This is a genomic window from Cytobacillus sp. GQ23, assembly GCF_059758675.1.
This window is the reverse complement of record NZ_JCAXER010000012.1, coordinates 1-25,693: the sequence shown is the minus strand read 5'-3', so window position 1 is coordinate 25,693 and position 25,693 is coordinate 1. Positions and strand designations below refer to the sequence as shown.

Genomic DNA, 25,693 nt, shown 5'->3' with positions numbered 1-25,693 from the left:
TTTCTCCTCAATTTCTTCAGTTTGTTTGTTCATATTGTAAGAACGGATCCTTTATCGTAATTTTTTGAGCTTCCGCATCACTGATTCCAGCATACAAATCAGCTGTTCCGTCAGGGTTCCTCACAATTCCTCCACTGAACACGACATCAGCTAAATCCGGACGCTTTGAAGCACCAGGAAGGAAATCGCTCCTTGTGGCGATCAGTTCCATATCTGAAATTCCCCCTGTTTGGGGATCAAGTGCGAATACCATTGGATAATAGTGGCGATCGCCTGCTTCATCAAAGGATGCCACATGTCCAAGGACACCCACCAATCCGTTTGCCAAAAGATGCGGTTCGTTAGCTCCTCCCCACTCTTCATCGGTAAATTGTCCCTTAAGCAATGGAGCCTCATTAATGACATCAATGGTCAGCTCATTTAGTGACGGGATTCTTGTCCATCCAATCTTTCCTCTGCCGCCTTTTTCTCCCTGAGGCCTTGTTAGAACGCCAATGCTTCCATCTGCCAGTTCTACAAGCCTGAGGTCCTTCATGCCATCCGGTCCATTTGAAAATTCCTGCAGGTCTGAAATCGAGCTGCCCCTATAAAGAACCGTTCTCCAGCCCAGCTGGCCTTCATTTATTGGATGAGGAAAAATTTGAACTCCTCCCAAAACAAGCTCTCCAGATATCTTTGTGAAAAAGGGATCCTGTAATTCTAAAACAGGTGCACCTTCTCTCGGAATCCATTCACCATCTCTATTCACGAAGAAATAAACACTCGAGTGCTCACTGTCACGAGATTCTACCCGTCCAGCAATAACCGGCTCACCCTCATCTTCAAAAGGTGCCGTAATATTATAGACATCTCTATCACCAATACCTGTGAAGATGATCTTTTCAGGGCTGACAGGCTTTTCCTTTGAAGAAAATTCCTTCAATAGCTGTTCGCATGTTTTGACATTGTCTTTGTTTAGGACGGTCATTAGATTGAATCCTCCTTTAAAATAATGGCCTCATTTGGCAATACGTCTAAAGTCGCACCGTTAACAATGGCTTCCCGCTTATTCGAAAGCAGTAAGCTAACATTTTTTTCTCCTATATACAAAGGCTGCACGTCCTCCGAAAAGTTCAGAGCAACCATTGTTCTTTCAATCTGATTCCTTCTCATGAAGGAAATCATCCCATCCTTATATTTCAGAAATTCATATTCGCCGGTTTGCAATGAAGATTGCCTCTTGCGCAGCTTAAGTAAACACTTATAAAAAGAAAGCATGGACTGCGGATCCTTTTGCTGATTTTGAACATTTATTCCCAAGCTTTCAGCCGGAACCGCTATCCATGGACGGACCTCAGAAAACCCGGCATAGTTTTCAGCGCTCCATTGCATCGGGGTCCGGGACTTGTCTCTGGATCTTTCATTCGCCAAGGCCAATGCTTCTTCTTTTGACTTGGCTTTAATGGCTTCCCCATAAGCCAGCCTGCCTTGGACATCCATCATCTCGGAGACATCATCTGCAATCCAATCCAGCATGCCAATTTCATCACCTTGATAAATGAAAGGTACTCCTTTTGCAGTAAGCATCAGAGCGGCAATTACCTTCGCCCGGTCTTCACTTCCGCCAAAACGGGAAATATGGCGTGACATATCATGACTCGAAAAAAACAGCGTAGGCATTTGATCAGATTCATATACCTGTTCCGTTTCGGCTAATCTGCGAAATAGCTGCTCCGCATCGAATTCGCTTATGCTCCCTATATTAAAATTAAAGGATACATCCAGCTTCCCGGTTCCAGAGTAGCGCTTTAATATGTCAATATCTTCTGACCCGACTTCTCCGACCAGGAACTTGCCGGGATATTGATGAACCACCTCGGCTATCTCTTCTATAACGGTTAAGATGCCTTCCTGGTCTTTGTCATATAGGTGAATTTGTTCCTTCTTTTCAGGATCAAAAGGATTATCCCGGAAGGTATCGTTTACCTTTAGAAAATTGATTACATCCAGACGGAAACCATCTACTCCCTTATCAAGCCAAAATTTCATTACATCAAACATTGCCTTTTTCACTTCAGGATTGGACCAGTTTAAATCCACCTGTTCCTTTGCAAAGGCATGATAATAATATTGGCCGGTATTCTCATCATATTCCCAGGCAGAACCGCTGAAGAAAGATTCCCAGTTGTTCGGTTCATCCTTCCAGATATACCAATCACGTTTCGGATGATTCCTCGATGATTTAGACTCTTGAAACCATTGGTGCATGGATGATGTATGGTTTAACACAAGATCGATAATGACTTTGATATTCCGCTTATGTGCTTCAGAAATAAAATATTCAAAGTCTTCCATCGTCCCATATTCCGGATCAATTCCATAGTAATCAGAAATATCATATCCATTATCTACTTTTGGGGAAGGATAGAAAGGAGTAAGCCATAGGCCGTCTACCCCTAATTCCTTCAAATAATCAAGCTTTGATGTTATTCCCGTAAAGTCCCCTACACCATCCCCATTGGCATCTTTAAAGCTTGGCATATATATTTCATAGAAAGCTGATTGCTTCCACCATTTAACCATTATTTGTTACTCCCATCCCAGCTTACTTAAGTGTAAATTGCATACCTTCCTGGAACTTTTTAGCGAATAGCAAGAAGATGATAATAATCGGCAATGTCAATAACACAGACGCCGCATACATCGGCCCTGGGTAACCGCCGTACGGACCGAACATTTGCGACAATAGAACGTTAAGTGTCAGCATATTGTCACTGTTTACCACAATCATATCCCATAGCAATTCTGTCCATCTTTCCATGAACAGGAACAGGAAGATAACAGTCGTAATGGATTTGGACATCGGGAGTACAATCTTGAACATAATTTGCCAGTCACTTGCACCATCCAGCTTAGCAGCTTCTATAAACGTATCCGGAATGGCCCTAAAGAAATTGGTGTACATGAAAACAGCCCACAAACTCATTGCTTTCGGCAAAATCATTCCCCAATAGGAGTCATACATCCCCACTTTTTGGATAACTAAAAAGGTAGGAATCAGCAAAATGATAGCCGGAAAAAACATTTGAAAGAGAATAAAGTTATTAACCGTTTCTCTCCCTTTAAAGGGAATCTTCGCTAATGCGTACGAAACCATCACAGCAGACACCATCATGAGCAGTGTTGAGCCGGCTGACACTATAAAGCTGTTAAAAAATGCATTAATCCACGGCCTTGGAATAACAGCCTCTCCTCCACCCAGCAGCCACTCATATGATTTCAGCGTAAACTCAGTCGGGAAAAACTTTTTATCGACCAAGTCCCATTCTGCAAAGGAATTCAGCACCATATAGATATAGGGATAAATCATAATAAGCAATAAAGTTACGGCGAACAGGTAACGGAAAAACAATCCTTTTTTCTTAGTTCCACCCATTTCGTTTCCCCCACAATTCCAAGAGTTTTCGAATGATATAAATGGCAGCAAAGGTCACAACCGAAGCGATGATCGCTATAGCGGAAGCATACCCGGCTTGAAGGTTTGTAAATGCCTTAGAGAAGATCTCCATTTGCCAAGTGTTAGTGGCAAAGTCTGGCCCTCCGCCCGTTAACTGATACACTTCTGTAAAAATGCCAAAAGTGACACCGATCGATAAAATGAATACAGTAAATAAGGCTGGATAGAGAAGCGGGAACGTAATTTTCCAAAAACGCTGCCACGGGGTTACCCCATCGATCATAGCCGCTTCATACACATCTTTACTAATGCTCTCAAATCCAGAAGTGAGGATTAGCGCATAATATCCAGTGAATTTCCAAGCTATAATAAGTGCCACAACAAAAAGGGCTGCTATCGGTGATCCAAGCCAGTCAATATCCAGTCCAAATTGGTTTCGCAAAAATTCATTAAGGGGACTGTTATAAGATAGGATCCCTTTAACAATCAAAGACGAAACAACACCTGATGCCAAATAAGGCAGGAAAAAACCGATTAAGAACAGACCTCTGAATTTAGGCAGTCCCTGCACAACCAGAGCGACAACAATCGAGAAAGCAATAACTAAGGGGACAAATACAGCCATGAATTTAAACGTAACAAAAAACGCACTTTGCACACCCTGGCTTTTAAATGCCGCCACATAGTTTTCCACACCCACGAAACTATACGTCGGCGAGATTAAATTCCAATCGGTTACAGATAAATATAATGACCAGATCAATGGTATTAAAAAGAATACAATCGCGTATAAAAGATAAGGACTGGCAAAAAGCCAGCCCAACCATCCTTGTTTCCTGCTCATTATTTTAGAGCCCCCTCAATGGCCTCTTGCATTTCCTTCCATCCTTCTTTTGCATCTTTTTCACCTTTTACAATTGGATTGAAGGCATGCTGTCCAATAAATGTCTGAATATCATTGTATTTAGAGTTATCCATTGGCGGGATTGCATTCGGAACTGCAGCGGCATACGGCTGTAATGCTGGGTTGTTTTCAAAGAACGCTTTGAATGTCTCATTTGTTGTCAGATCATCTCGTGCAGGCGGCAATTTCGTCTTTTCAAGCCATTTCAAATCATTTTCAGGATTGGAATAAACCCAATTAATGAACTTCATCGCCGCTTTCTGCTGTTCTTCTGTTGCAGACGCATATACGACCAAGCCTTTAGTATCAGCAAAAGTTTTTACATCTTCTGTATCCATATCATCCGGAACTGGCGGAGTTGAAAGTGTATAGGTTTCGTTCCATTTCATTTCCGGGAATTTATCAGCCCAATATGAAATCGTCCATGGCCCAATGTCTGTGAAAATACCTAATCCGCTTTCGAATGGATCTTTAGCTTGTCTAACCATTAAGGCATCTTCTTCCCGCAGGTCATTCACGAAGTTAAGTACTTCAACGCCAGCTTTCTCATCAGCAGTAAAATCAGAGCCTTCTACAAATTTATTTCCATCAGATGCAGCGTTATAAAGCATAAAGAAGTCAAACCATCTTTTCCAGGCTGTCGGGTCAGCCAAATCCGGTTTTGCCCATACATATTTATCCGGGTACTTTTCCTTTAGTTTCTTTGCGACATCAAGCATTTCACTATACGTTTTTGGCGGCTCGTTAAAGCCTAATTCTTTTAGAACATCTAATCTCCATCCAAATAACATAGCGTTTGAGTAAATAGGCAATACATATTGATGGCCGTCCGCGAACTCCCATCCCTTCATGGTTTCTTCCATATTTCGGTTCTTCTTCACTTCATCCCAGCCATCCAGCTCATCAAGCGGCAGCAGTGCTTTACTTTCTGCCAGCTGAGCTGCAAAACCTCGATTAATATTTTCTGAAATCACAGGTGCATTTCCGCCGGCAATCGCTGATTGGATGCTGGCTTCAGATGTTGGGCTTTCTTTCATCGGACTAACATTCACTTTGATATCCGGGTTCTCTTTTGTGAACTCTTCGGCTACTTCTTTCCAATACACCTGCTGTGTAGGGTTTGGTGCTGCCCAAAATTCAATTGTTGTTACTCCATCTTTTGAAGCACCGCTCCCTTTCTCCTGATTACTGCATGCAGCAAGTCCAGAAACAGCAAGCGAAGCTGCAAGGATCATCGACGCCATTTTTTTCATCTTCATCCGATATTCCCCCAGTTAATTTTTATCTTTTAAATAGTAATTCCCTAAAATAAGTAAAATCGCCATCCTGCCATTTACACTATTTTTCTCATGACTCCGCCTGATTGTTAGCGCTATCATAACCTTTCAAAAAAAAGTATAATAATGAAGACGATTTCCAGCTTACTTTCAAAACTTACCATTACAAATACCGATTGGTAATTATTAAATAATTATTTTGTAACCTTACAAAACCAATTATTGCACCTTATTTTTCAAAAGTCAAACAGAATTTTCAGTATTAATTAAAATCACTACTAACTGGGGCAATATCAACTCTCAAAAATATATTGCCAAAATAATTTTGTAACGTTACAATATAATTACAAGAGTAATTACATATAGCGATTAACTAAAGGAGGTGTTCGGATGAAGAAAAAAGTAACCATGCAAGATATCGCGGATCGGCTCAATATCTCAAAGAATTCTGTATCACAGGCACTAACAGGAAAACCTGGTGTAAGTGAGGAAACAAGGCAGCAGGTCAAAAGAATGGCAGATGAATTGGGGTATTCCTACTCATTAAATCGAAACACGAAGCAAACTGGGAAAAACGGGATGAATATCGCCTTGATTGCATCAGATTATGCTTTTTCTTTAAAAAGCTTCTTTGGTGAAATCTATTTAAGCATTGAGAAGGAAGTTAAAGCACGTAATATGAATTTATTTATTGAGTCTATTAATCAAGATTCAAAAGAAAAGCTGACGCTTCCTGCAGTATTATCCAATCATGAAATTGATGGAATCTTAATATTGTCTCATATCAGTACGGAGTATATTTCAAAAATACTTGATACCGGGATTCCTACTGTTTTAATAGATCATCATTCACCTTATCTGCATGCAGATTCTATCTTGACCAATAATCGCTTCGGCGCTTTCAAGGCTGTTGAACATCTTATCCAATTAGGCCATACAGAGATTGCATTTGTAGGTGATATACATGTTTCTCCCAGCTATCAGGAAAGATTAGAAGGCTATTTACTTGCGCTAAATAAGTATAAGCTTCAGCCTAATCCCGACTTTATATTTAAGGATGCAAAGGAATCCCAGGAAGCAAACAACAACATTTTTAATGATCTTTCGAAAGTCCCAACTGCCTGGTTCTGTGTAAACGATGGGCATGGGTTCCTTATATCTTCAGGATTACAGCAAAGGGGCTTCCAAGTTCCAGCAGATGTATCCGTGTGCAGCTTCGACAATGGACAGCTATCCCAAATAGCCACTCCCAAGATTACAACCGTCGATATCGATTTAAATTACTATGGCAAAAAAGCAGTCGAACAGCTGTGCTGGAGAATAGAAAATATGGCAGAACCGATGCACGAGATCTTACTGCCGACCGATTTGATTATCAGGGAATCGACTGCACCCAAGAAAGTGGAAAACCAATAATTTGAACCTGTTTCTGTAAACAGGTTTTTTCCCCTGGAATTTTCCAGCAGGAAATTTTAAAGAAGACGAGGAGGAACAGGATGGATTGGAAAGCATCTGCAGATAAATGGGCTTCACATTCGAATTTAGACAGCAAGTTAGCTGGAGAATTAGCACAAATTCCAAGTTCCGAACTTGAGGAACTTTTTTATAAGCATTTAGAGTTTGGGACAGGGGGAATGCGCGGCGAAATCGGTCCTGGCACAAACCGGATGAACATTTATACGATTCGCCGTGCCGCAGAGGGCCTTGCCCGATACATATCCGGGGCAGGCGAAGAAGCAAAAAACCGCGGAGTGGCAATTGCTTATGATTCCCGCCATAAATCACCGGAGTTTGCCCTGCAAACCGCTAAAACATTGGGGGAACACGGTATTAAAACATACCTTTTTAGTGAACTGCGGCCAACACCCATCCTTTCGTTTGCTGTAAGGTATTTAAACTGTTTTGCAGGTGTAGTTGTTACAGCCAGCCATAATCCGCCTGAATATAACGGATTTAAGGTCTATGGGGAGGACGGGGGACAAATTCCTCCACAGGCTGCCAATACCATTATTGAGTATGTTAATACAGTTGAAGATGAGCTGAAAATTGAGGTTCCGTCATCAGAAGAACTATTGCGAAATAATCTTTTAACTTATATTGGAGAAGAAATTGACCAGGAATACCTTTCAAACTTAAAAAGCTTACAACTAAACCCGGATGGTGTCGCCAAGGACTTAAAAATTGTTTTTACTCCTTTGCATGGCACGGCAAACAAGCCGGTTCGCGAAGGATTAGCTGCGTTCGGATTCCAAAATGTGACCGTTGTAAAAGAACAAGAGCTTCCGGACCCCAACTTTTCAACCGTTAAATCTCCAAACCCCGAAGAGCATGCAGCTTTCAAGCTTGCTATCCAATATGGGAAATCAATCGATGCTGACCTCTTAATGGCCACCGATCCCGATGCAGACCGTTTAGGCGTTGCGGTTAAAAATAAAAAGGGAGAATACATTGTTTTATCAGGCAACCAAATGGGAGCCCTTATGCTTGAGTACTTGCTTTCCCAGAAGAAAGATAAAGGGACTCTTCCTGCAAACAGTGCTGTGATTAAAACCATTGTCACCTCTGATATCGGACGGACCATAGCAGAGCATCACGGCATACAAACAATGGATACACTGACCGGCTTCAAATTCATCGGTGAGAAGATTCATGAATTTGAGCAAACAGGACAGCACTCCTTTATTTTTGGATACGAAGAAAGTTACGGGTATTTAATCGGCGACTTTGTCCGAGATAAAGATGCTGTTCAATCTGCTGTTTTTGCTGCTGAAGCAGCAGCTTATTATAAATCAAAGGGCATGACCTTATACGAAGGCCTTCTGAAGATTTTTGAGAAATACGGATACTACCAGGAAGCTTTGGAGTCTATAACTCTAAAGGGAAAAGACGGTGCTCAGCAGATTGCACATTTAATGGAGACCTTTAGAAAACAGCCTCCGCAGGAAATTAACGCTGCAGCAGTTACCAGAATTGAAGACTATTTTTTAAGCTCCTATTTCAATTTGGACTTAGGGGAAAAAGGCGTTATCGAATTGCCTAAATCAAATGTATTAAAATATCATTTGGCAGATGGCTCATGGTTCTGCTTGCGTCCTTCAGGAACAGAACCAAAAGCGAAGTTTTATTTTGGCGTGAAAGCTGAAACATTGGAGGAAAGCCAGCTTAAGCTTCAAATGCTGCAGCAGGCAGTAATGAAGAAAGTATATGAAGTTTTAGAATAAAGGTATAATGCTTGGCTGAACTACTAGTAAAACAGCTGCAAACCAAGGTTTGCAGCTGTTTTAAATATCCCCTCAACGAAGGGCTTTATGGCATAACAGTTTCCGTTTGGATCAGCTTGGTCATTCTTTGAGATCCCTAACTTATCAGCTATATGCTGTATGGCTGGTTTCTTCATCCAGGACATACAAAAAGAGCCGGCAGCACCGGCTCAATTTTATATTATTTTATTTAATGAATTTCCTCCAGCAGCTTATAAGCTTCCTCTTTTGAAGCTGCAGTTAACAGCTGATTCCTAAAATCCTCATCCATCAACTTACGGGAAAGCATCTGTAGGATTCTCAAATGAGCGTCCCCTGCAGCTTTCTCTGGAACGGCAATCATAAAAATCAGCTTTGCATCCGAACCATCCAGGCTTCTCCAATCAACACCATCACGTTTGATGCCAAAGGCAACTGCTGGCCGCTTAACGGCATTTGATTTCCCGTGAGGAATTGCAATATTCATTCCAAGCCCCGTTGAACTCTGAGCTTCACGATTTAAGATCGCCTGTTTAAATTCTGACTTTGAACTCAAGATCCCACTTTTATCAAAATGCCCAATCAATTCATCAATTACTTCATCTCGGGTAGTTCCTGCTATGTTAGGCTCAATGAGATTCGTATTCGTTATGTCTGATAATTTTTTGATTTCAGCATCTGAAGGACCTTCTTCTATTTCAGCTTTGTCTTCATTTTCATTTAATCCTGTATTTTCAGCACCAGCTGGCACTACAGCATCTTCCACATCCTTTTTCAGCGCAGTAACCATTAATGCCGTTACTACAGAACCTACAATAGCTGCTACAAAGAACATTACCACATTATCAACCGCGCCCAACGCAGCCACAATCGGTCCGCCATGTGCCACACGGTCCCCAACATTTGAAATCATAGCGATAACTGAACCAGCCATTGAACCGACAACAATACTTGGAATCACGCGCAAAGGATCCTGCGCAGCGAAAGGAATCGCACCTTCTGTAATACCGAATAGCCCCATTGTAAAAGATGCTTTCCCTGCTTCTCTCTCCGTAGGACGGAATTTGCGTTTGTTAATAAAAGTTGCCAGTCCAAGTCCAATTGGCGGAATACAAATGGCTACCGCAATCGGACCCATAATTTCATAATTTCCTTCTGCAATCATTGCTGAACCAAATAGGAAAGCTACCTTATTGAATGGGCCGCCCATATCAACAGCTATCATAGCACCAAGGATCAAAGCCAATACGATCGAGCTTCCGCCTTGCATGCCGGCAAGCCACCCTGTTAAGGATTCAAACACCTGAGCTACAGGGGCACCAATTACGTAAATGAATAATAGCCCAACAATAACAGATGAAAGGATCGGAATAAAAATGATCGGCATGACAGGCTGTACTGCTTTTGGAACTTTCATCTTTTTAATAGCAAGAGCCACATATCCGGCCAGGAAACCGGCAATAATTCCGCCGATGAAACCCGCACCTGCTTCACTTCCATAAAAGCTTCCGTTTGCTGCAATGTAACCGCCGATCATTCCGGGCACAAGTCCGGGACGGTCAGCTATACTCACTGCAATAAAGCCCGCGAGAATTGGAACCATGAACATGAATGCCGCTCCGCCCAGGCTTTCTACCTGTTTCCAGATCGAATCTTCAGGTATAACAATTCCTCCAGGTGTCTGCTCTCCGCCTAGCGTTAAAGCAAGCGCAATCAAAAGCCCTCCTACCACGATGAACGGCACCATATAAGAAACACCGCTCATTAAGTGCTTGTATATCGGGTTTTCTTTTTGTTTACCTTTAGCGGGCGCTTCTTTGGACGCTGACTCCGGTTTATATATAGGAACGTCCCCATTTTGAATCTTCTTTATTAGCTCCTCAGGTTTTCTGATCCCATCCTGAACACCGGTTACAATCACTCTTTTACCTGCGAAACGCTCTTTTGGGACCTCCTTGTCAGCCGCGATAATAATTCCGTCAGCTTCAGCAATGTCCTGTTCCGTTAGTGCATTTTCCACACCAATAGAGCCCTGTGTTTCAACCTTTATATCCACGCCCAGCTCTTCGCCGGCCTTTTGCAAATTCTCTGCAGCCATATACGTATGGGCAATACCTACTGGACAAGCGGTAACTGCTAATATTTTAGCCATGGTCTAACCTCCTGGTTGTCAAAATCTGATGTAATCGCTTTCCTATATAATAAATCTAATCTTGTCCTTATATTTTTTTTATTTTTACCGGAACTTACGGTAAAAAGGAATTTTTTCATAAAAATAGACAGTGGAACTGTCATTCCACTGCCCGAATTCTTATTATCTTCATTCCATTTCTTCCAGCAATCTAAAAAAGTCTTTACCATTTTCTGCTGCAATCAACTCATAAACAAGATGCGGCGATTCACTAATCGCGGCAATCCCGCCAATAATATTTCGGATTTCACCCTGGTTTTCTTTTGAAATGGCGAGCATGAAGACAAGAGAAACTTGTTCATTTCCCCATTCGATTGGCTCCTTCATGATCCCTATCGCTAAAGCGGTCTTATAGATCATGGCAGGATCCCCATGAGGAATGGCAATGCCCCCGCCAATTGTGGTAGCTGAATTCCTTTCACGATTGACTGCACTATGGATAAATTCTTTTCTTACATAGTCTTTATCGTAAAGAGCCATTGCCAGCATTTCAACAACTTGGTACCTATGTTCTTTTTTAACATTAAAAAATATTAATTCTGGCACTATAAATGCAGAAAAGTTAATTTGCTTCTGCTGCTGGCTTACTTTCCTCTTAAGCCTCTCCACAAATCGGCTTAACTTATTCTTATCTTCTTGTCCAAAAAGAGGTGAAATCTGGATATACTCAATGTCTTCTTCTTCAAGAGGAACTGTTGAAATGATGAAATCAGCTTTATGCTCCTTCAAGGCATCTGTAATCTCCCTTTTGCCAATGCAAGCAACTATCTCAATATCCTGATATTGCTGTTGAATTTTAGCTTCAAGCAAATGTGACATCCCGATGCCCATATGGCAGACAATCAGCGCCTTCTTTTTCTCCACTTTTCTATTCCCTTCCATTCGCTCAATAGATGCTTGAAAGTGCAGAACAATATAAGCAGCTTCATCTTCGGGGATTTCCAATCCGATACTATCTTTCATTTCCTCAAGTGCCAGGATTACCATGCTGAACATATAGGGATACATCTTTTTTATATTTGCAAGCAGAGGGTTTGTGATTGGGAACCCATATTTAATGCGGCTAATAACAGAATGCATATGGACAGCAAGCCCATTTTGCAAAATAGGATCTTCCTCAAATGGAAAGAGTGTCAGATTTCCCATCATCCGCACAAGCTGGCGGACAACCTCCTTAGACTCTTGATCGTACTGCAGAATCTGCTCTGATTCTTCTGCCCGCTTTCCACTGATAAGATGCCACGTAAAATAGATTCTCTCAGCCTCAGGGAACCTTAGCCCGAATGCCTCTTCTAACTGTTTAAAGAACCAGATGGCATATTGATATTCTTTTCGGTTCAAAGCCGTTGCCCTTTCTGAAGCCTGAACAAAAACAGGCGACTTTTGCCTTATCCGCTTAACCATAATCAAAGCATGAACAAGCAGGCTATCCAAGGCTTCGGCGGTAAAGCCGATACTGTATTTTTCCTGCAGCGACTTAAGCGCTTCTTTTACAATCGCAATTTCATAAGAAAAGAATAGGTCCAGCACGATATTTTTTCTATTTGAAAGAGTGGGTATTAACTCAGACAGGTGTGCCATGGCATTCCGTTTCTTTAACTCCGGCCCTTCAATCAGACTGCCGATCCGCTGCTTTGACACAACCTCAAGGTCAAAACGCTGTAGCCAATAGGTAATTGTATCAATATCCTTTTTAATAGTCGTTTTCGGCACATAGTAACGGTCTGCCCAATACTGAAGTGTAATGGCCTTTGTGCTGGCCAACAGCTGAAAAGCCATCTCAAACAGCCGCTCCTCTGCCGTTTTCTGCTCATTTGAAAACAGGCTGCGCAACATCTCCTTACGTTCTGATTCATCTATTTCAATTGAAATTCCAATACCAGGCTTGCGCCGAAGACTGGCCCTTGATTCCTCCAAAAATTCCTCCAGCCGATCCAGATCATTCCGGACTGTTTTCTCAGAACAATCCAGGTCTTCAGCCAAATCCTTTATCTGCAGTGCCCCTTCCTCGTGTAGGAGCAATATTTTAAGTAGTTCCCTTTGTCTATTGTTCATTCTTGCACCTGCTAGTAAATTTGATATAGGTAAAGTTTATCTTTGTTTGAGAGTCTAATCAAATGAGGTGGGTACAGCATAAAGAGGAAAAAGCCTGCCCTTTTACAAAGAGCAGACTTCTGATTGGTGAATTCTTTGTTAGAACATAACCGTCTTCGATTGGTTTTGCTTTGCCGCTACTGTAAACTGATTGTCTTCAACACTTAATGGAGAAAGAGTATCTTCATTTAAGTTTACTTCTTTAACCTGATCTACAGTAAGGTTTATTCTAAATGAACCTTTCTTTTCAGTGTCAGTTGGATTAAAGAACCTTAATACAAATCCATCTTCTTTTTCTGCTTTTTTCAAAACACTAAGGACTGTCGTGGTGCTTGTTTCCTGAAGAAGACTAAAGCTCAAGGGTGTGTGAACATCCTCCTGATTCAGCTTCATCGCATTATGAGGAATCTTATTATATGTTTCAATAGGAGTAGTATATTCCTTTGCGGCTCTTCCCACGTTTGCTGATGCGGTTGACCCTTTATGCGTTATAATCGCAAAATCGAGTGTAAGCTTTCCTAGCATTTGTGAATCTGGTGTTGGCAGCTTAATTCCGGATGGACGACCTGGCCTTCTGAGCATTTCCTCTTTTCCAAGCACACCGATACTCCGGAACAAAGTAATGGCAATCGTATCATACTGATCCCCTATCACTTCATATTCACGTGTGCTATTCGTAAGCACACTTATCCCATGCTCATTATCTGACAACCCAATAAACGATAGCATTGGATAGATGGAATCCGGACGCTCATCCCAGCCTTCCTCCTTCCAGTAATCCATCGCAGTATCATATACATCCCGCTTAATAAACCCAAACTGGTTATCCGAGACAGAGAAGGAAGAAGCAATGCCGGTTGGAATCAAGGTGCGAAGACGATGGTCCTTCGCCTGATTATCAATTTCCGCCTCAACTTTAATGATTGGCTGATGATTTGGAATCGTGATCTTCCAGTGAATATTTATATACTTGTCTGATTTTTTGTTTTTGCGATTTTCCAAATCACCTGGGACATCCATTTTCAACTGAATATCCAGCTTTGCTTCGTATTTATTTTGACGCACTTTCACATCAGCCTCGGTGTCGTCGCTGTATAGTAAAGTTTCATCAGCCAGCGGGGAGAAGTCATATTCATCTCCATCGTCCCCGCCATTTTCCAATAAGAGAACGTTGTCGAATTCCTTTTGAAGCTTCTTATCATAAATTTTCAGCGTGCCATTCGGATTCACAGAAACCTCATAGTAGTCGGTATCTACTAATTCTTTTTCGGCAATAGTATGATTCATATCGTTTTCTTCATTAACCACAAAGTATGTCTTATATCCCATTGCAGGAATTGAATCTTTTAATTGAATCGTATATTGATAGAATGGATCATAGTTTCCATAATGAACAATCTGACGATCAATCAGACCAGGGTCCATGATTTCTTTATTGCATACTTCAAAATGAATTTCGTTTCCTTCTCCATCTTCCAGTTTAAAGGCATCCAGCTTCGTTATCACCTTCGTTGTAACCACTTCTGCCCGTTCATACGGAAGAAGGTTGAAAGCTGTCAGGCGATCTTCTTTACGTTCAGTGGCAATAGAATCTGTAATTTTCCGCTTATAAAATTCAATAAGCTGATCAGTTTTTTCTTCTGCCAGGAAGAAGCGGCTGACGATTTCACGATGGACTTTATCCGAGCAGCAGCAGCCAATGCTGTCATGGGCATGATTCTTCATGATTTCTTTCCAAATCAGTTCAATCAAGCCATGATGGTATTCAAATCCCAATGAATACGCTATGGATGCCAGCGGTTCAAGGATATTCGTGATCTTGTTTTCAATCCTTGTATTCGCAGCCTTAATATCCATCCGGGTTGAATAGATGCTTCGGTGAACACGCATGTACTTTCCATCTAGAAATTCGCCCTGAAGGGTTGGCAATGTTTGATTTTGTTCTAGTTGATCAAATACATTTTCGTATTTACTTAAGAAAAACTCGCGGTCTGGATATAAGCGCTGCAGCTTCTCAATAATCGTAAAGATATTCTTCTGAATAGGCATCTGATCATGGCCATTCGGAAGGATAATGTTATCCGTTGTCGCTCCGCGATCAAGAACAGAAAAGTATTTATTAATACGTTCTTGAAGCTTCTCTTCATCCTCAGGCAAGTATTTCCCAATCGCATAACCTAGCGGAAATAACTGTACTAATACCTTTGAGCCGTCATCGCTTTCCCAGTAAAATTCCGTTTTATCTGTGCCATGGCGCTCCGATGTTCCGCGCCAGAAGATAGAAAATTTAATATCAAATCCATTTAGGATTTGGGGCATTTGTGAAGATTGCCCGAATGAATCAGGAAGGTATCCGATTTTCATCGATGAACCGAATTCTTCACTATCTTTTAATCCATAAAGGAGATTACGAACAATGGATTCTCCCCCAACTACCATCTCATCTGTTTGGGTATACCATGGCCCGATAATCAACTTGCCAGCTTGAACTAACTTTCTGACACGTTCTTTATTTTCCGTTTTGACTGCAAAATAGTCTTCCAGAATAGAAGTCTGGCCATCCAAAACATAGTAGGGGTAATCTGGATTGGTCTCAAGCATTTCCATGATTTCTTCCATGTTATTAACTAAAAGGATCCGTGACTCTTCTGTTGAAAAATACCATTCTCTGTCCCAATGCATATGGGGTACAATATGAACTTTTTTCATGATGTCCTCCAAATAAGATGGTACCTAAAGCGTATTCTTTAGGTACCATTTTTTATTTTTATAGCTAAAAAGGCTTTAAATATTATGCAGCATTCTGTGTTTGTACAGTTATGCCATCTTTTCTTAATTTACTTTTTCTTGTTGCAATTAATAAAATCATGGATATCAGAGCTCCAAGCAATGCTGCTCCGAGCCAAATGCTGGCTGCGATAAAAATAGGCTGACCTTGAACAAGGGCGAGAGAGAATATACCGGCTCCAGGCACATTCAAGCCGATGTTAAAGTAAGCAACGATAGCTCCAGTTACTGCCGAACCTGCAATTAAAGAAGGGATTACGCGTAAAGGATCATTGATCATAAATGGAATCGCCCCTTCCGTTATGCCGGCCAGTCCAAGCAGCCATGTTTGCTTTCCTATTTCTTGTTCCTGTTTCGTAAAGTACTTTTTCCCAATAATAGTCGCGCCCGTCACAGAAAAAGCCGAAACCATCTTGACTGAAGCGAACGCGGCATACGGGACAATATTCCCGCTTGCCATCGCACCAATACAGAACGTATAGGCTGCTTTGTTCACTGGTCCACCCAGGTCAAACGAAACCATGGCACCAAGAATGGCTCCTAATAAAATGGCATTTGCACCAGATAAGCTGTCCAGCCAGTTAATTAAGCCCTGATTCAATAATGCCAGCGGCTCTCCGACAACAAATAGCATAATGGATCCAACCACAAGTGTTCCGACAACTGGATAAACCCAGAAACTGATGAACCCTGCAAATGTGCCTTTAGGCTGTACCTTTTTCTTTAAATACTTTAAGAAGAATCCAGCAAGGAAACCACCGAGCATCCCTCCGAGGAAACCACTGCCAATCAGGTTGGCGGCTACACCTGCTGCAAAACCAGGTCCCAGTGCCGGCTTATCGGCAATCGAGTATGCCATGTATGCGGCTAAGATCGGAATCATCAGCTGGCCAAGAAGCCCTCCGCCAAGCTGTCTAAGAAGCCATAGCCAGGAGCCTTCCTCTGCGTATACATCTTGCAGCCCAAAAGCCTGCGAGATTAGAACGGCTGCGGCCAATGTCATTCCGCCTGCAACAATAACCGGAATAATATAAGAAATACCTGTTAAAATCGAGTCTTTGATCTCAGACTTAAATGACTTTTCGCCACTTTCTTCACCAGCGGAATCACTTCCCTGATCCGGGATATATTCTTTTTTCGGATTCTTTTCCGCTTTATCCAACGCTTCCTGCAGAAGGCTCTTAGCATTTCTAAGCGGCGCTGCTACAGATGTTTTGACTTTAGGCAGGTGAGCAAAACGGTCTTCTTCCTTTACTGCCACATCATTGGCATAAATAATGGCATCTGCCTTTTTTAGAAGTTTCGCTGTATGCCGGTCTTCAATGCCATTTGCCCCCTGCTTCTCAACAAAAACATCAACACCCATTTCTTTTCCTGCCTTGATTAATGCTTCAGCAGCCATATAGGTATGGGCAATGCCTGCCGGACAAGCTGTGATTGCTAATACGGTTTTATCTAATTTCTTTTCAGCAGCACTACTATGAACATCCTCTGTTTTATCAAGCCGTTCAAACAATTCTGTATTAGTTTTTGCTTGCAGTAATCCGTTTTTATATGATTCATTTGATAGACGTGTAACAAACTCAGATAGCAAACTTAAATGGGTGGAACCAGCTTCCCTTTCTGGAATGGCCAGCAAAATGACCAGCTGAACCTTGTTGTTCGGATCAATGCTTTCCCAGTCTGTTAACGGGGTCTTGAGAACTGCAATGGCAAAAGCCGCCTCCTTAACAGATGCAGACTTCCCATGCGGAATAGCAAGTCCGCCTTCAAAGCCTGTCGGCGAAAGCTTCTCTCTATCTAATACAGCTTGAAGAAATTCTTCTTTATTCGCTAATTTTCCCGCGTCACCCAGCTGTTTGACTAAGTACCTAATAGCTTCCTGCTTTGATTGGAATGAGTCTCCGGTACTGATTAAGCTTGGTGAGGTAAGTGCTTGAAGCAGCATAAGGATTACCTCCTAAAATCGGTATTTGAAAGCACTTTCATTTATGGTTCCAATCTTATCAAAAAAAAAATAAGAAGATGAATTCTTCTTATTTTTACACGGACACTATTCTATAAAGCGTTTTCATGTGTATTTATACACATCTTTTAGAAATGGTCCCAATAAAGTTGAGAAATCGCCTGCAGAACCACCATAAGAGGTGTTTTATCGGTAATATTGTACCCGTTCATTACTTTTTTGGGAGAGTAGCAGTATAAATTGAAGGAAGCTAATTTCTCCAAGGAATTACGGCTAAAATGAGTCAGTGACACGATTGTAATTCCTCTCGGTTTTGCTTGCTCAGCCATTTCAAGAACCTGCTCGGTTTCACCAGATAAACTGATTAAAAAGAGCACATCCTGTTTATTCATTTCTTCGATTCTGTGAAGCACTTCATGTCGATGAATAGAAAATTCAGCACCTTTTCCAGCCACGCGCAAATTCCGGACCATCATCTCACAAAAATCAGCTGAATCCCCCACCCCAAAGAAAAGAACATGTTTGGCATCATGTATTAATTTGCTGATTTTTTCTATTTGCTCCATATCCAAAAGTTCAAATGTCTTTTGGATTAGATAGTAGGAACCTTCTTCATTCACAACATTAGAAGTATTAATTTCATCTTTAATACTATTCTTAAGATGTGAGAAACCGTCATACCCCAGCTTTTTTGAAAGCCTGGTGATGGTGTTGGGAACAGTGAAAAATGCGGCAGCCAAACTTTGGATTGATTTGTTAACAAACTCAGGCTTATTTTGGAGGATATATTCAATAATCTGGTCATCCGTATCATTTAGCTTATATTCATATTTATGTACACGTTCTTCAAAGCACATCCATTCTCACCTCGCTCAATCTAGAACTGTATTTATTATATCAAATGAATGAGGCATACTTACTTATATGTAAAGTCTTGTTTTTTCTTTGAGACATCGGTCACTTCAATTTTGGTAATCAGGCTGTCGCGGAATCAATATTAAAAAAACCGCACACCAGCCATGGTGTGCAGTTCAAATTGCCATTCTGATTACCTATCTATTTATGATAACTAGCTTTTTTATGTTCTCTGCTCCTCTAAGATCCACTAAATCGCTTTTCTCAATAATAACTTCTTTCACTTCTGCACCGGTAAAGTCAACGATGATTGGTTCTTTCTTAGGTGTTACACGGACACTCACATTCTTAAGGCCCTCCCCCTGCAGGACAGCAGAATTTTTGAGCCAGATGCCATTTTTAATCTCTGCTGTTTTTTCCACATTAATAAAAGAAATCTTATTCACTACTAATTTCTTCTTTTTACCATCAGTAAGATTATATTCCTTTTCAAATTCCAGCTCTGTTACAGGAGGCAGGCTGTCCACATCTACAATGCGCCCTTCCACTGCGGGTGTGATAGTACCCAGGCCGGATAGGTGGTCGGCAAAATTTTCCCAGTCAGACAGTCCAAGATCTGTTACCCTGCCCTCCTGGTATGCTTTTGCGAAGACTGTATATCCATCTCCGCCTTTGGCTGTGAATGCATTCGTAGCGATTGTGTAGGATTGATTGTCCTGGATTTCAGTGTAAGTGCCCTGTTCATTTTTATATTCAATTGAAACAACACGCTCGCCAGCAGGCTTGGCAGAATCAAATTTTACTTTTGCACCTGACACGTGCAGGAATCCGCCGTTTTCTGCCGGATATTGTCCTACGCTGATTTCAAATGCCTCTTTTAATTCTGTTCCTGTTAGCTCCATTGTGGCTAATGTATTGCCGAATGGCAGAACAGTGATTACTTCGCCAACTGCGATCGGCCCTGCATCAATACCTGCACGAATGCCGCCTCCATTTTGGAGAGCCATGACGACGTTGCTGTTATACTGCTGGGCTTTTGCCAGCATGCCGTCTGTAATCAGATTGCCCAATGGTGTTTCATTTTTTCGTACACTTGGTCCTGTGTTGTCTCCGCTTGTACGCGGATTCTCAAGGGCAGCCAGGGTTTCTGCTCCGATTTCCGTGTTTTTTAATTCTTCTATTTGTGAAGAATATTTTTCAAGAAGCACTGCTGCCTCCGGGTCCTCTGCTTTATCCGCTATTTTAATAAGCTGGCCTGCATGCCCAACTACCTTTCCTGCTTCGTCAAATTGTACATCCAATGTCCCGAGGTAATTATTGTACTGACCTGCTTGAACAATGACAGTAGGATCCTTTGCTGCACCCGTTTCGTCCGCTGCCACAACCACCGGCTCATCTAATTGCGTATGGCTGTGTCCTCCCACGATCACATCAATCCCATCTACCTGAGCAGCCAAAGTTAAATCATTATCCACATTTGGGTTATCATCATAGCCAATATGAGTTACAGCCACTATTTTATTGATTCCCATGCCCTCGAAAGCTGCTACAGCTTTTTCTGCTTCTTCAAGATAATTTTCGAAGGTAACATTGCCTGGACTGGATATGCTTGCTGTTTCAGCTGTCGTTAATCCAAAGAATCCTACTTTTTCGCCATTCACTTCTTTAATGATGCCATTATATATTTTTCCATCATCAGGTTCACTCGATATAAGATCACTGAATAACCCCTGCAGGTTGGCATCTTCAGAGAAGTTCACATTTGAACTGACCAATGGGAATTGTGCACCTTTTATGAAGTCAGCCAGTGCTTTGTGTCCTTCTGCACTCGAACCTAAGTCAAACTCATGATTACCAAAAGTCATAATGTCATAGCCCATAAGATTCATAAATTCAAGATCAGCCTGCCCAAGGAATTTATTAAAATATAAAGTCCCGGAAAAAACATCTCCTGCATCAACCAGCAAGGCTTCCGGCTTTGCTTCTCTTACTTCCTTTACCGCCGTCACTTTTTTTGCGGCACTATCCATATTTGCGTGTGAGTCATTGGTATGCATTAGCGAAAGCGTGAAATTTGAAGCTGAAGTCTCATCTGCTGAAACTAAACCTGCAGGAACGGCTGCAGATATTGTTAATGCTGCTGATAAGGCTACTGTAGATAATACTTTGATAGGTAATTTCATAATAATATGCTCCTTTCAATTTTCGGATTGAAAGCCGGAGCTGCTGCACTCCGGCTCCACTGTTACGCCGCTTTCTCATCCTCATAAGGAGACTCCATTATCTCCCCGTCCGAATCTTTGAAAATGATATGAGATGGATCCGCTTTTTTCCCAAGTGTCCATTTCTGCACATTTTCAGCACCGCGGATTTCCACGACTTTGTCACTTTCGATCATAACTTCTTTGATTTCAGATCCTGTCAGATCCACAACTGCCCCTTTGTTGGCGGAGCTGATGACGACTTTTGTATGTTTAAGGCCTTCTCCTTTAACTGCAGCTGATTTTTTCAGCCATAGGCCTTCTGAGAGGCGGGAGCTTCCATCCATAATAACTAATGCATTATGTGGCCCTGCCACGAATTTCTTTGCATGATAGTTTACCAGATTGAAAATATGATCATATTTAGGCTCTTCCGGCTTGGCTGCAGGCTTTAGGCTTGTCTGAATCAGGACAGGGTCATGGTCACTCGCCCGGCCGTGCTCTTCCATGAAGCCAGAGTTAATATGAAGAATATCCACTTCTGTTTTCTTGGCCAGGTTGTTGGATACTAAAATATGATCCAGCACCTGTGCATTTCCCTGATAGTTGTAAGTATAGCGCTCTTCTGCAGGAACTTTTTCAATCAAATTCGTCAGTTCCGCGCCCTTTAGAGCCTGTAAAGGTTTGGAGAACTCAAAATCGTTAAAGTCGCCAAGCAGGACGATATTAGCATCAGGGTCTTCAGCTTTAACACCCTTTACAAAGCCGTTCACCACGTTAGCTATTTTCATGCGCTGGATTTCACTGCTTAAGACAGGCGGCTGCACCTTACCGAATAACGGAAGATCTCCGCCTTTTGAGTTAAAGTGATTAGCTACTACAATGACGCTTTCGCCTTGGAATTCGAACTGCGCCGCTAATGCTTTACGGCTATTTTCAAAAGCTTCATTAGTTGGATCAATGCGTCCTGGGTTTAGTGTCAGTTTGCCGTTTTCAAAATCAACTGCATCAGTTGCTGACCCTTTTTCACCCGGGGCTAAGGTTACCCGTTCTGCGTTATAAAGGAAGCCGACACGGATGTTTCCTCCAGGCTGACCGCCATCCTGTTTATCTATCGGAGCGATGTCTGTGTATGTGTAGGCTGGACCGCCAAGCTCTTTAATTATTGCAATTAATAACGCAGCACTTTGGTCCGCTTCTGTTGTGCCGCTATCTGTTGGTCCATCATTATCCTGTACTTCTGTCAGGCCGATAATATCCGGCTGCTTCATGTTGTCAACAATTGCTTCTGCTAATCTCGTAACCTTTTCCGCATCCGTTTTGGTTGAGAAGTTCTCCACATTATAAGACGCGATGGTTAATTGGTCTTCTTCCTTATCAAGGCTTGTTTCTTCCCTTACTGCTGAACCTTCAACAAATTCCGGCAATGAGTCTGCATCACTTAGTACTTTATAGTTGCTAAAGCCGTAGCTGACGACCCCCTGGATGCTGCCTTTGAAGCTGTCGCCCATTTTGGCAACAAAATTATCATCATTAATATCCAAAGTAATTCTTTCCGGGTTAAAATCGGATTCTGAAATGCGAAGTCCGCCAGCTGATGTGTTTGTAGCCACATCTCCAGGGACGACTGAAAGTTCACCATAATTTTGCGGGGCAACTACTTTTGCGTTGTCCACCTGTACAAGCATTCCTTCCAGGCTTTCAAAAAAATCAATTCCATCCTCTTCCGGATCAAATGCACCAAACTCATCGTTATCGATCACTTCAGTTGGCAGGTTCTCTTTACTCAGAATGACAGGAGCCGGAAGCTCCTGGCCTGACGCTATTTTATGGATGGCTGAAGCATTAATTTCGGTTACAGGCAAATCTGTCTCAAGCTTTTCAGCATAGCCGTCAAGCACCCACTCTTTCACCTGTCCTGAAACGGATACCACATCTCCTGCTGATACACCGTGTCCTTTTTTATAAACCAAAATTCCTTCTGATGTTTTTTTATCCTCATCAGGCTGCTGATCCTGCATGTAGAAATTGCTGCTGTCCACTACCTTAGTGACAATTCCTTCAACATCTGAAACCTGCTGGTTCGCATATGGAGAATAGTGGCCTGCACCCTGAATATCATGAATGCGCAAATCTTCGAGCCCAATCATGTACTGAAATACGGATACCTTACTGTCTGTTAAACCGTCTTTAACAGCTATCGCCTTGATTGTTGTCTCTTCATTAATGAGGATGGGATCAGAATATACTGTGCTTTCAGCAGTTGGTTCTGTTCCATCAACTGTATAATGGATTACAGCCCCATCAGTGGAAGACGATAGTTCTACTGCTGTTCCAGCTTTTACAGGACCACCCTCAGGGGAAGCTGTTACCGCTGAAACCTGTGGAGTTCCCGTATCTTCTACAAACGTATAAGCTGTTGGGCTTTTTAAACCTGGAGCTGTAAAGTATGCTTCAAGTGAGCCTGTAATTTGTACTTTTTTCCCCAGATTCTCAGGGTTGTCCTTTAAATTCAGCTCTGTTCTAATAGAATTATTCGGCAATTGAACCGGCAGTATTTTGCTTGGGTCTGTTTCACTTGGAGAATCGGCAATGGCCAAATTTGTATTAACTGTAAATGGTCCCGTATGGGTATATTTCGGCCCATTTGCAGTCGTTCCAACAATATACCCTTCTACTGTTGCTGTTCCGCTATTATCCGCAATCGCTTCTGCCACTGACTTCACGTCTTCTGCACTAGCTTTGGCAAAGGGGCTAAATAGACTAAGAATTAAAGCAAAAACACTAATAAAGCTGATTAACTTTATTCGCTGCTTTTTAATCATGAGATCCTCTCCTATTTCCTTATTTTAAAGCGTTTTCACGTACTACCACTCTAGTAAATCACTCTTCTATTTGGCATACAATCTGATATTTGTAAAAATTGAGTAAATAAGTAAAAATGAGAAAATATTCATATTTTTTAATAAGGAATAAGACCTCTATAAGAGGCGCTTGCTAGACTTTTAGGACCAGAAGATATTTTTCTGATTAATTTCAATAAATAGACTTTTATAGGGATAATTGTAAATATTGGATAATAATAGTGCTGATTTACTAATGAACGAAGTTAATTGAGGGCCCATTCCGGATAGGGTTTGCATCAATCACAATTAAGCAAGCAATATTCCAACAAAAAAGAACCTCCATTGTGGAGATTCTCTTACTAGATTATTTATATACTTTAATCGTTACTGTTTTGCTGCCCCATTGAAGAGCACGCGTTTTATTCGGGATGAACACATCAATTTTATTTCCTCTTACGGCAGATCCTTTGTCACCTGCGATTGCTTCCCCATATCCTGGCACGTAAACTTTAGAACCTAATGGGATGACCTTTGGATCGACTGAAATAACCTTGGCGTTCGGGTTCTTTTTTAAATTGATTCCTGTATAAGTAATGCCGCTGCAGCCTTTGCAGCTGGCAGTATAGGCAGTTGCCTTAACTTTAATTTCTTTATATGCTTTCGTTGAAGCAGGCTTTACAGCCTTCTTTTTAGGTGCTGCAGTTTTTGCTGAAGCTCCAGTAATTTTTAGTTTTTGGTTAATCTTAATTGTATCTGAAGTTAATTTATTCCATGACTTAATCTGCTGTACTGAAACATTATGTTTTTTAGAGATTGCCCAAAGCGTATCCCCTTTTTTTACTGTATACGTATTTCCAGCGGCTGAAGTGACATTGGAAAATCCAAACGATAGAAAAACAGCTGTTACTAAATAGATTACTAATTTCTTCATGATATCTCCTTTATGTCCCTTGATAGGAACATATTAACACCGAAATATAACAAGTAGATTTCAGTAAAACTCTTTTTTTATTACAAATTAAAAGTAATTTAATAGTTTTGTAATATAAATTACCACATTTTCATTCGCTTTTCCGCCACAGAACCACATAAGGCACCTTTTCCCGCATGTGCAAGGTAAGGTGCCTTATATTAATAGGCAAAATTATGACTGCCGATTTGTTTAATAACCGTTCTCGTAAATATCCACTGGTCAGTAGCTGTATAAGGATTGTAATAATAAACGGCCCCGCCGGTAGGATCCCATCCATCAAAGGCATCTCTTACCGCCTGATATGCAGCAGCATCTGGCTGCAGCCAGTACTGTCCGTCATTCACAGCTGTAATGGCATTCTTTTGGAAAATGACATTTGAAAGAGTATCCGGGAATTCACTGGATTCCATACGATTGAGAATGACAGCGGCAACTGCCACCTGGCCTTCATAGCTTTCCCCGCGCGCCTCCCCATAAACAACATGAGCCAGCATGTCCACATTCCTAAGCATTTCTGCCGTGTTCACTCCAACAATGCCATCAGCTGCTAAACCGAAATCATACTGAAAGTTTCTAACTGCATTCTCTGTTACTGTTCCATAATATCCTGTATGGTCTGTATTAAAATAGCCAAGCTTTTGTAATGCTGATTGAATGTATGTAACCTCCGGACCTGCTGAGCCATTCTTTAATACAGCAGCATCTGCTTTCGGCTGGCTGAAGCTCAGCACAAATACCATTGCTGCGACGGCCGTAATCCATTTTATGTAATTCATTTAAACACTCCTCATTATGTAGTATGTCGAGCCGTGCTTCCCTCCTTTGCTCACCCTTTGTATTTTCCCTATGAATTACTTAGGAAACTCGTTCAAATGGTTTAATTTTCCGGATAGGACAAAGGAACAGGCGGATAATAGGAAAAGG

At 41.6% G+C, this 25,693-nt stretch carries 17 protein-coding genes; 2 read left to right on the top strand and 15 right to left on the bottom strand.

What is annotated here, in order from left to right:
• Positions 1-16: 16 nt before the first annotated feature.
• From AC6CHU_RS11650 to AC6CHU_RS11630, 5 genes are read right to left on the bottom strand one after another with little or no spacing between them, the layout of a single operon-like run.
• A complete protein-coding gene (locus AC6CHU_RS11650; RefSeq protein WP_159863164.1) occupies positions 17-967 on the bottom strand; it encodes an MTP-1 family protein in 951 nt (316 codons plus the stop codon).
• A complete protein-coding gene (locus tag AC6CHU_RS11645) occupies positions 967-2,562 on the bottom strand; it encodes an alpha-glucosidase (RefSeq protein ID WP_498121712.1) in 1,596 nt (531 codons plus the stop codon). The genes AC6CHU_RS11650 and AC6CHU_RS11645 overlap by 1 nt, the downstream gene beginning before the upstream one ends.
• Positions 2,563-2,584: 22 nt before the next feature.
• The gene (locus AC6CHU_RS11640; protein ID WP_396398418.1) at positions 2,585-3,349 is read right to left on the bottom strand and encodes a carbohydrate ABC transporter permease; all 765 of its coding nucleotides are present in this window, start codon (positions 3,347-3,349) and stop codon (positions 2,585-2,587) included.
• A 52-nt stretch (positions 3,350-3,401) separates the two neighbouring features.
• Positions 3,402-4,280, bottom strand: coding sequence for a carbohydrate ABC transporter permease (locus tag AC6CHU_RS11635; RefSeq protein ID WP_159863166.1), 879 nt, complete (start codon positions 4,278-4,280; stop codon positions 3,402-3,404).
• Positions 4,280-5,593: an extracellular solute-binding protein gene (locus AC6CHU_RS11630; protein WP_498121854.1), complete on the bottom strand. Its 1,314-nt coding sequence runs from the start codon at positions 5,591-5,593 to the stop codon at positions 4,280-4,282. Before AC6CHU_RS11630 ends, AC6CHU_RS11635 begins: the two co-directional genes overlap by 1 nt.
• A gap of 414 nt (positions 5,594-6,007) precedes the next feature.
• Between AC6CHU_RS11630 and AC6CHU_RS11625 the strand changes: the two genes are divergently transcribed.
• Complete coding sequence (locus AC6CHU_RS11625) at positions 6,008-7,033, top strand: LacI family DNA-binding transcriptional regulator (protein ID WP_498121710.1); 1,026 nt, start codon at positions 6,008-6,010, stop codon at positions 7,031-7,033.
• Between the two features lie 80 nt (positions 7,034-7,113).
• The gene (locus AC6CHU_RS11620; protein WP_498121708.1) at positions 7,114-8,838 is read left to right on the top strand and encodes a phospho-sugar mutase; all 1,725 of its coding nucleotides are present in this window, start codon (positions 7,114-7,116) and stop codon (positions 8,836-8,838) included.
• Positions 8,839-8,861: 23 nt separating this feature from the next.
• On the opposite strand, the gene AC6CHU_RS11615 is transcribed toward AC6CHU_RS11620, so the two are convergent.
• The 10 genes from AC6CHU_RS11615 to AC6CHU_RS11570 form a co-directional block, all read right to left on the bottom strand.
• Positions 8,862-9,014 (bottom strand): hypothetical protein, encoded by a 153-nt coding sequence (locus AC6CHU_RS11615; RefSeq protein ID WP_251283398.1) that lies wholly within the window; start codon positions 9,012-9,014, stop codon positions 8,862-8,864.
• Positions 9,015-9,067: 53 nt separating this feature from the next.
• Positions 9,068-11,008 carry a fructose-specific PTS transporter subunit EIIC gene (locus tag AC6CHU_RS11610; RefSeq protein WP_498121706.1) on the bottom strand — a complete coding sequence of 647 codons (1,941 nt, stop codon included), beginning with the start codon at positions 11,006-11,008 and terminating at the stop codon, positions 9,068-9,070.
• Between the two features lie 168 nt (positions 11,009-11,176).
• Positions 11,177-13,102 (bottom strand): BglG family transcription antiterminator, encoded by a 1,926-nt coding sequence (locus tag AC6CHU_RS11605; protein WP_498121704.1) that lies wholly within the window; start codon positions 13,100-13,102, stop codon positions 11,177-11,179.
• 138 nt (positions 13,103-13,240) lie between these two features.
• A complete protein-coding gene (gene mngB, locus AC6CHU_RS11600; protein ID WP_498121702.1) occupies positions 13,241-15,850 on the bottom strand; it encodes a mannosylglycerate hydrolase in 2,610 nt (869 codons plus the stop codon).
• Positions 15,851-15,932: 82 nt separating this feature from the next.
• Positions 15,933-17,876 (bottom strand): PTS 2-O-a-mannosyl-D-glycerate transporter subunit IIABC, encoded by a 1,944-nt coding sequence (gene mngA, locus AC6CHU_RS11595; protein WP_498121700.1) that lies wholly within the window; start codon positions 17,874-17,876, stop codon positions 15,933-15,935.
• 146 nt (positions 17,877-18,022) lie between these two features.
• Positions 18,023-18,751 carry a MurR/RpiR family transcriptional regulator gene (locus AC6CHU_RS11590; RefSeq protein ID WP_498121698.1) on the bottom strand — a complete coding sequence of 243 codons (729 nt, stop codon included), beginning with the start codon at positions 18,749-18,751 and terminating at the stop codon, positions 18,023-18,025.
• A gap of 195 nt (positions 18,752-18,946) precedes the next feature.
• The gene (locus AC6CHU_RS11585) at positions 18,947-20,932 is read right to left on the bottom strand and encodes a bifunctional metallophosphatase/5'-nucleotidase (protein WP_498121696.1); all 1,986 of its coding nucleotides are present in this window, start codon (positions 20,930-20,932) and stop codon (positions 18,947-18,949) included.
• A 62-nt stretch (positions 20,933-20,994) separates the two neighbouring features.
• Positions 20,995-23,775, bottom strand: a complete 2,781-nt coding sequence (locus AC6CHU_RS11580) for a DUF8508 domain-containing protein (protein WP_498121694.1) — start codon at positions 23,773-23,775, stop codon at positions 20,995-20,997.
• A gap of 385 nt (positions 23,776-24,160) precedes the next feature.
• Positions 24,161-24,727: a LysM peptidoglycan-binding domain-containing protein gene (locus AC6CHU_RS11575; RefSeq protein WP_159863176.1), complete on the bottom strand. Its 567-nt coding sequence runs from the start codon at positions 24,725-24,727 to the stop codon at positions 24,161-24,163.
• Between the two features lie 200 nt (positions 24,728-24,927).
• Positions 24,928-25,545 (bottom strand): cell wall hydrolase, encoded by a 618-nt coding sequence (locus AC6CHU_RS11570; protein ID WP_159863177.1) that lies wholly within the window; start codon positions 25,543-25,545, stop codon positions 24,928-24,930.
• Positions 25,546-25,693 lie beyond the last annotated feature (148 nt).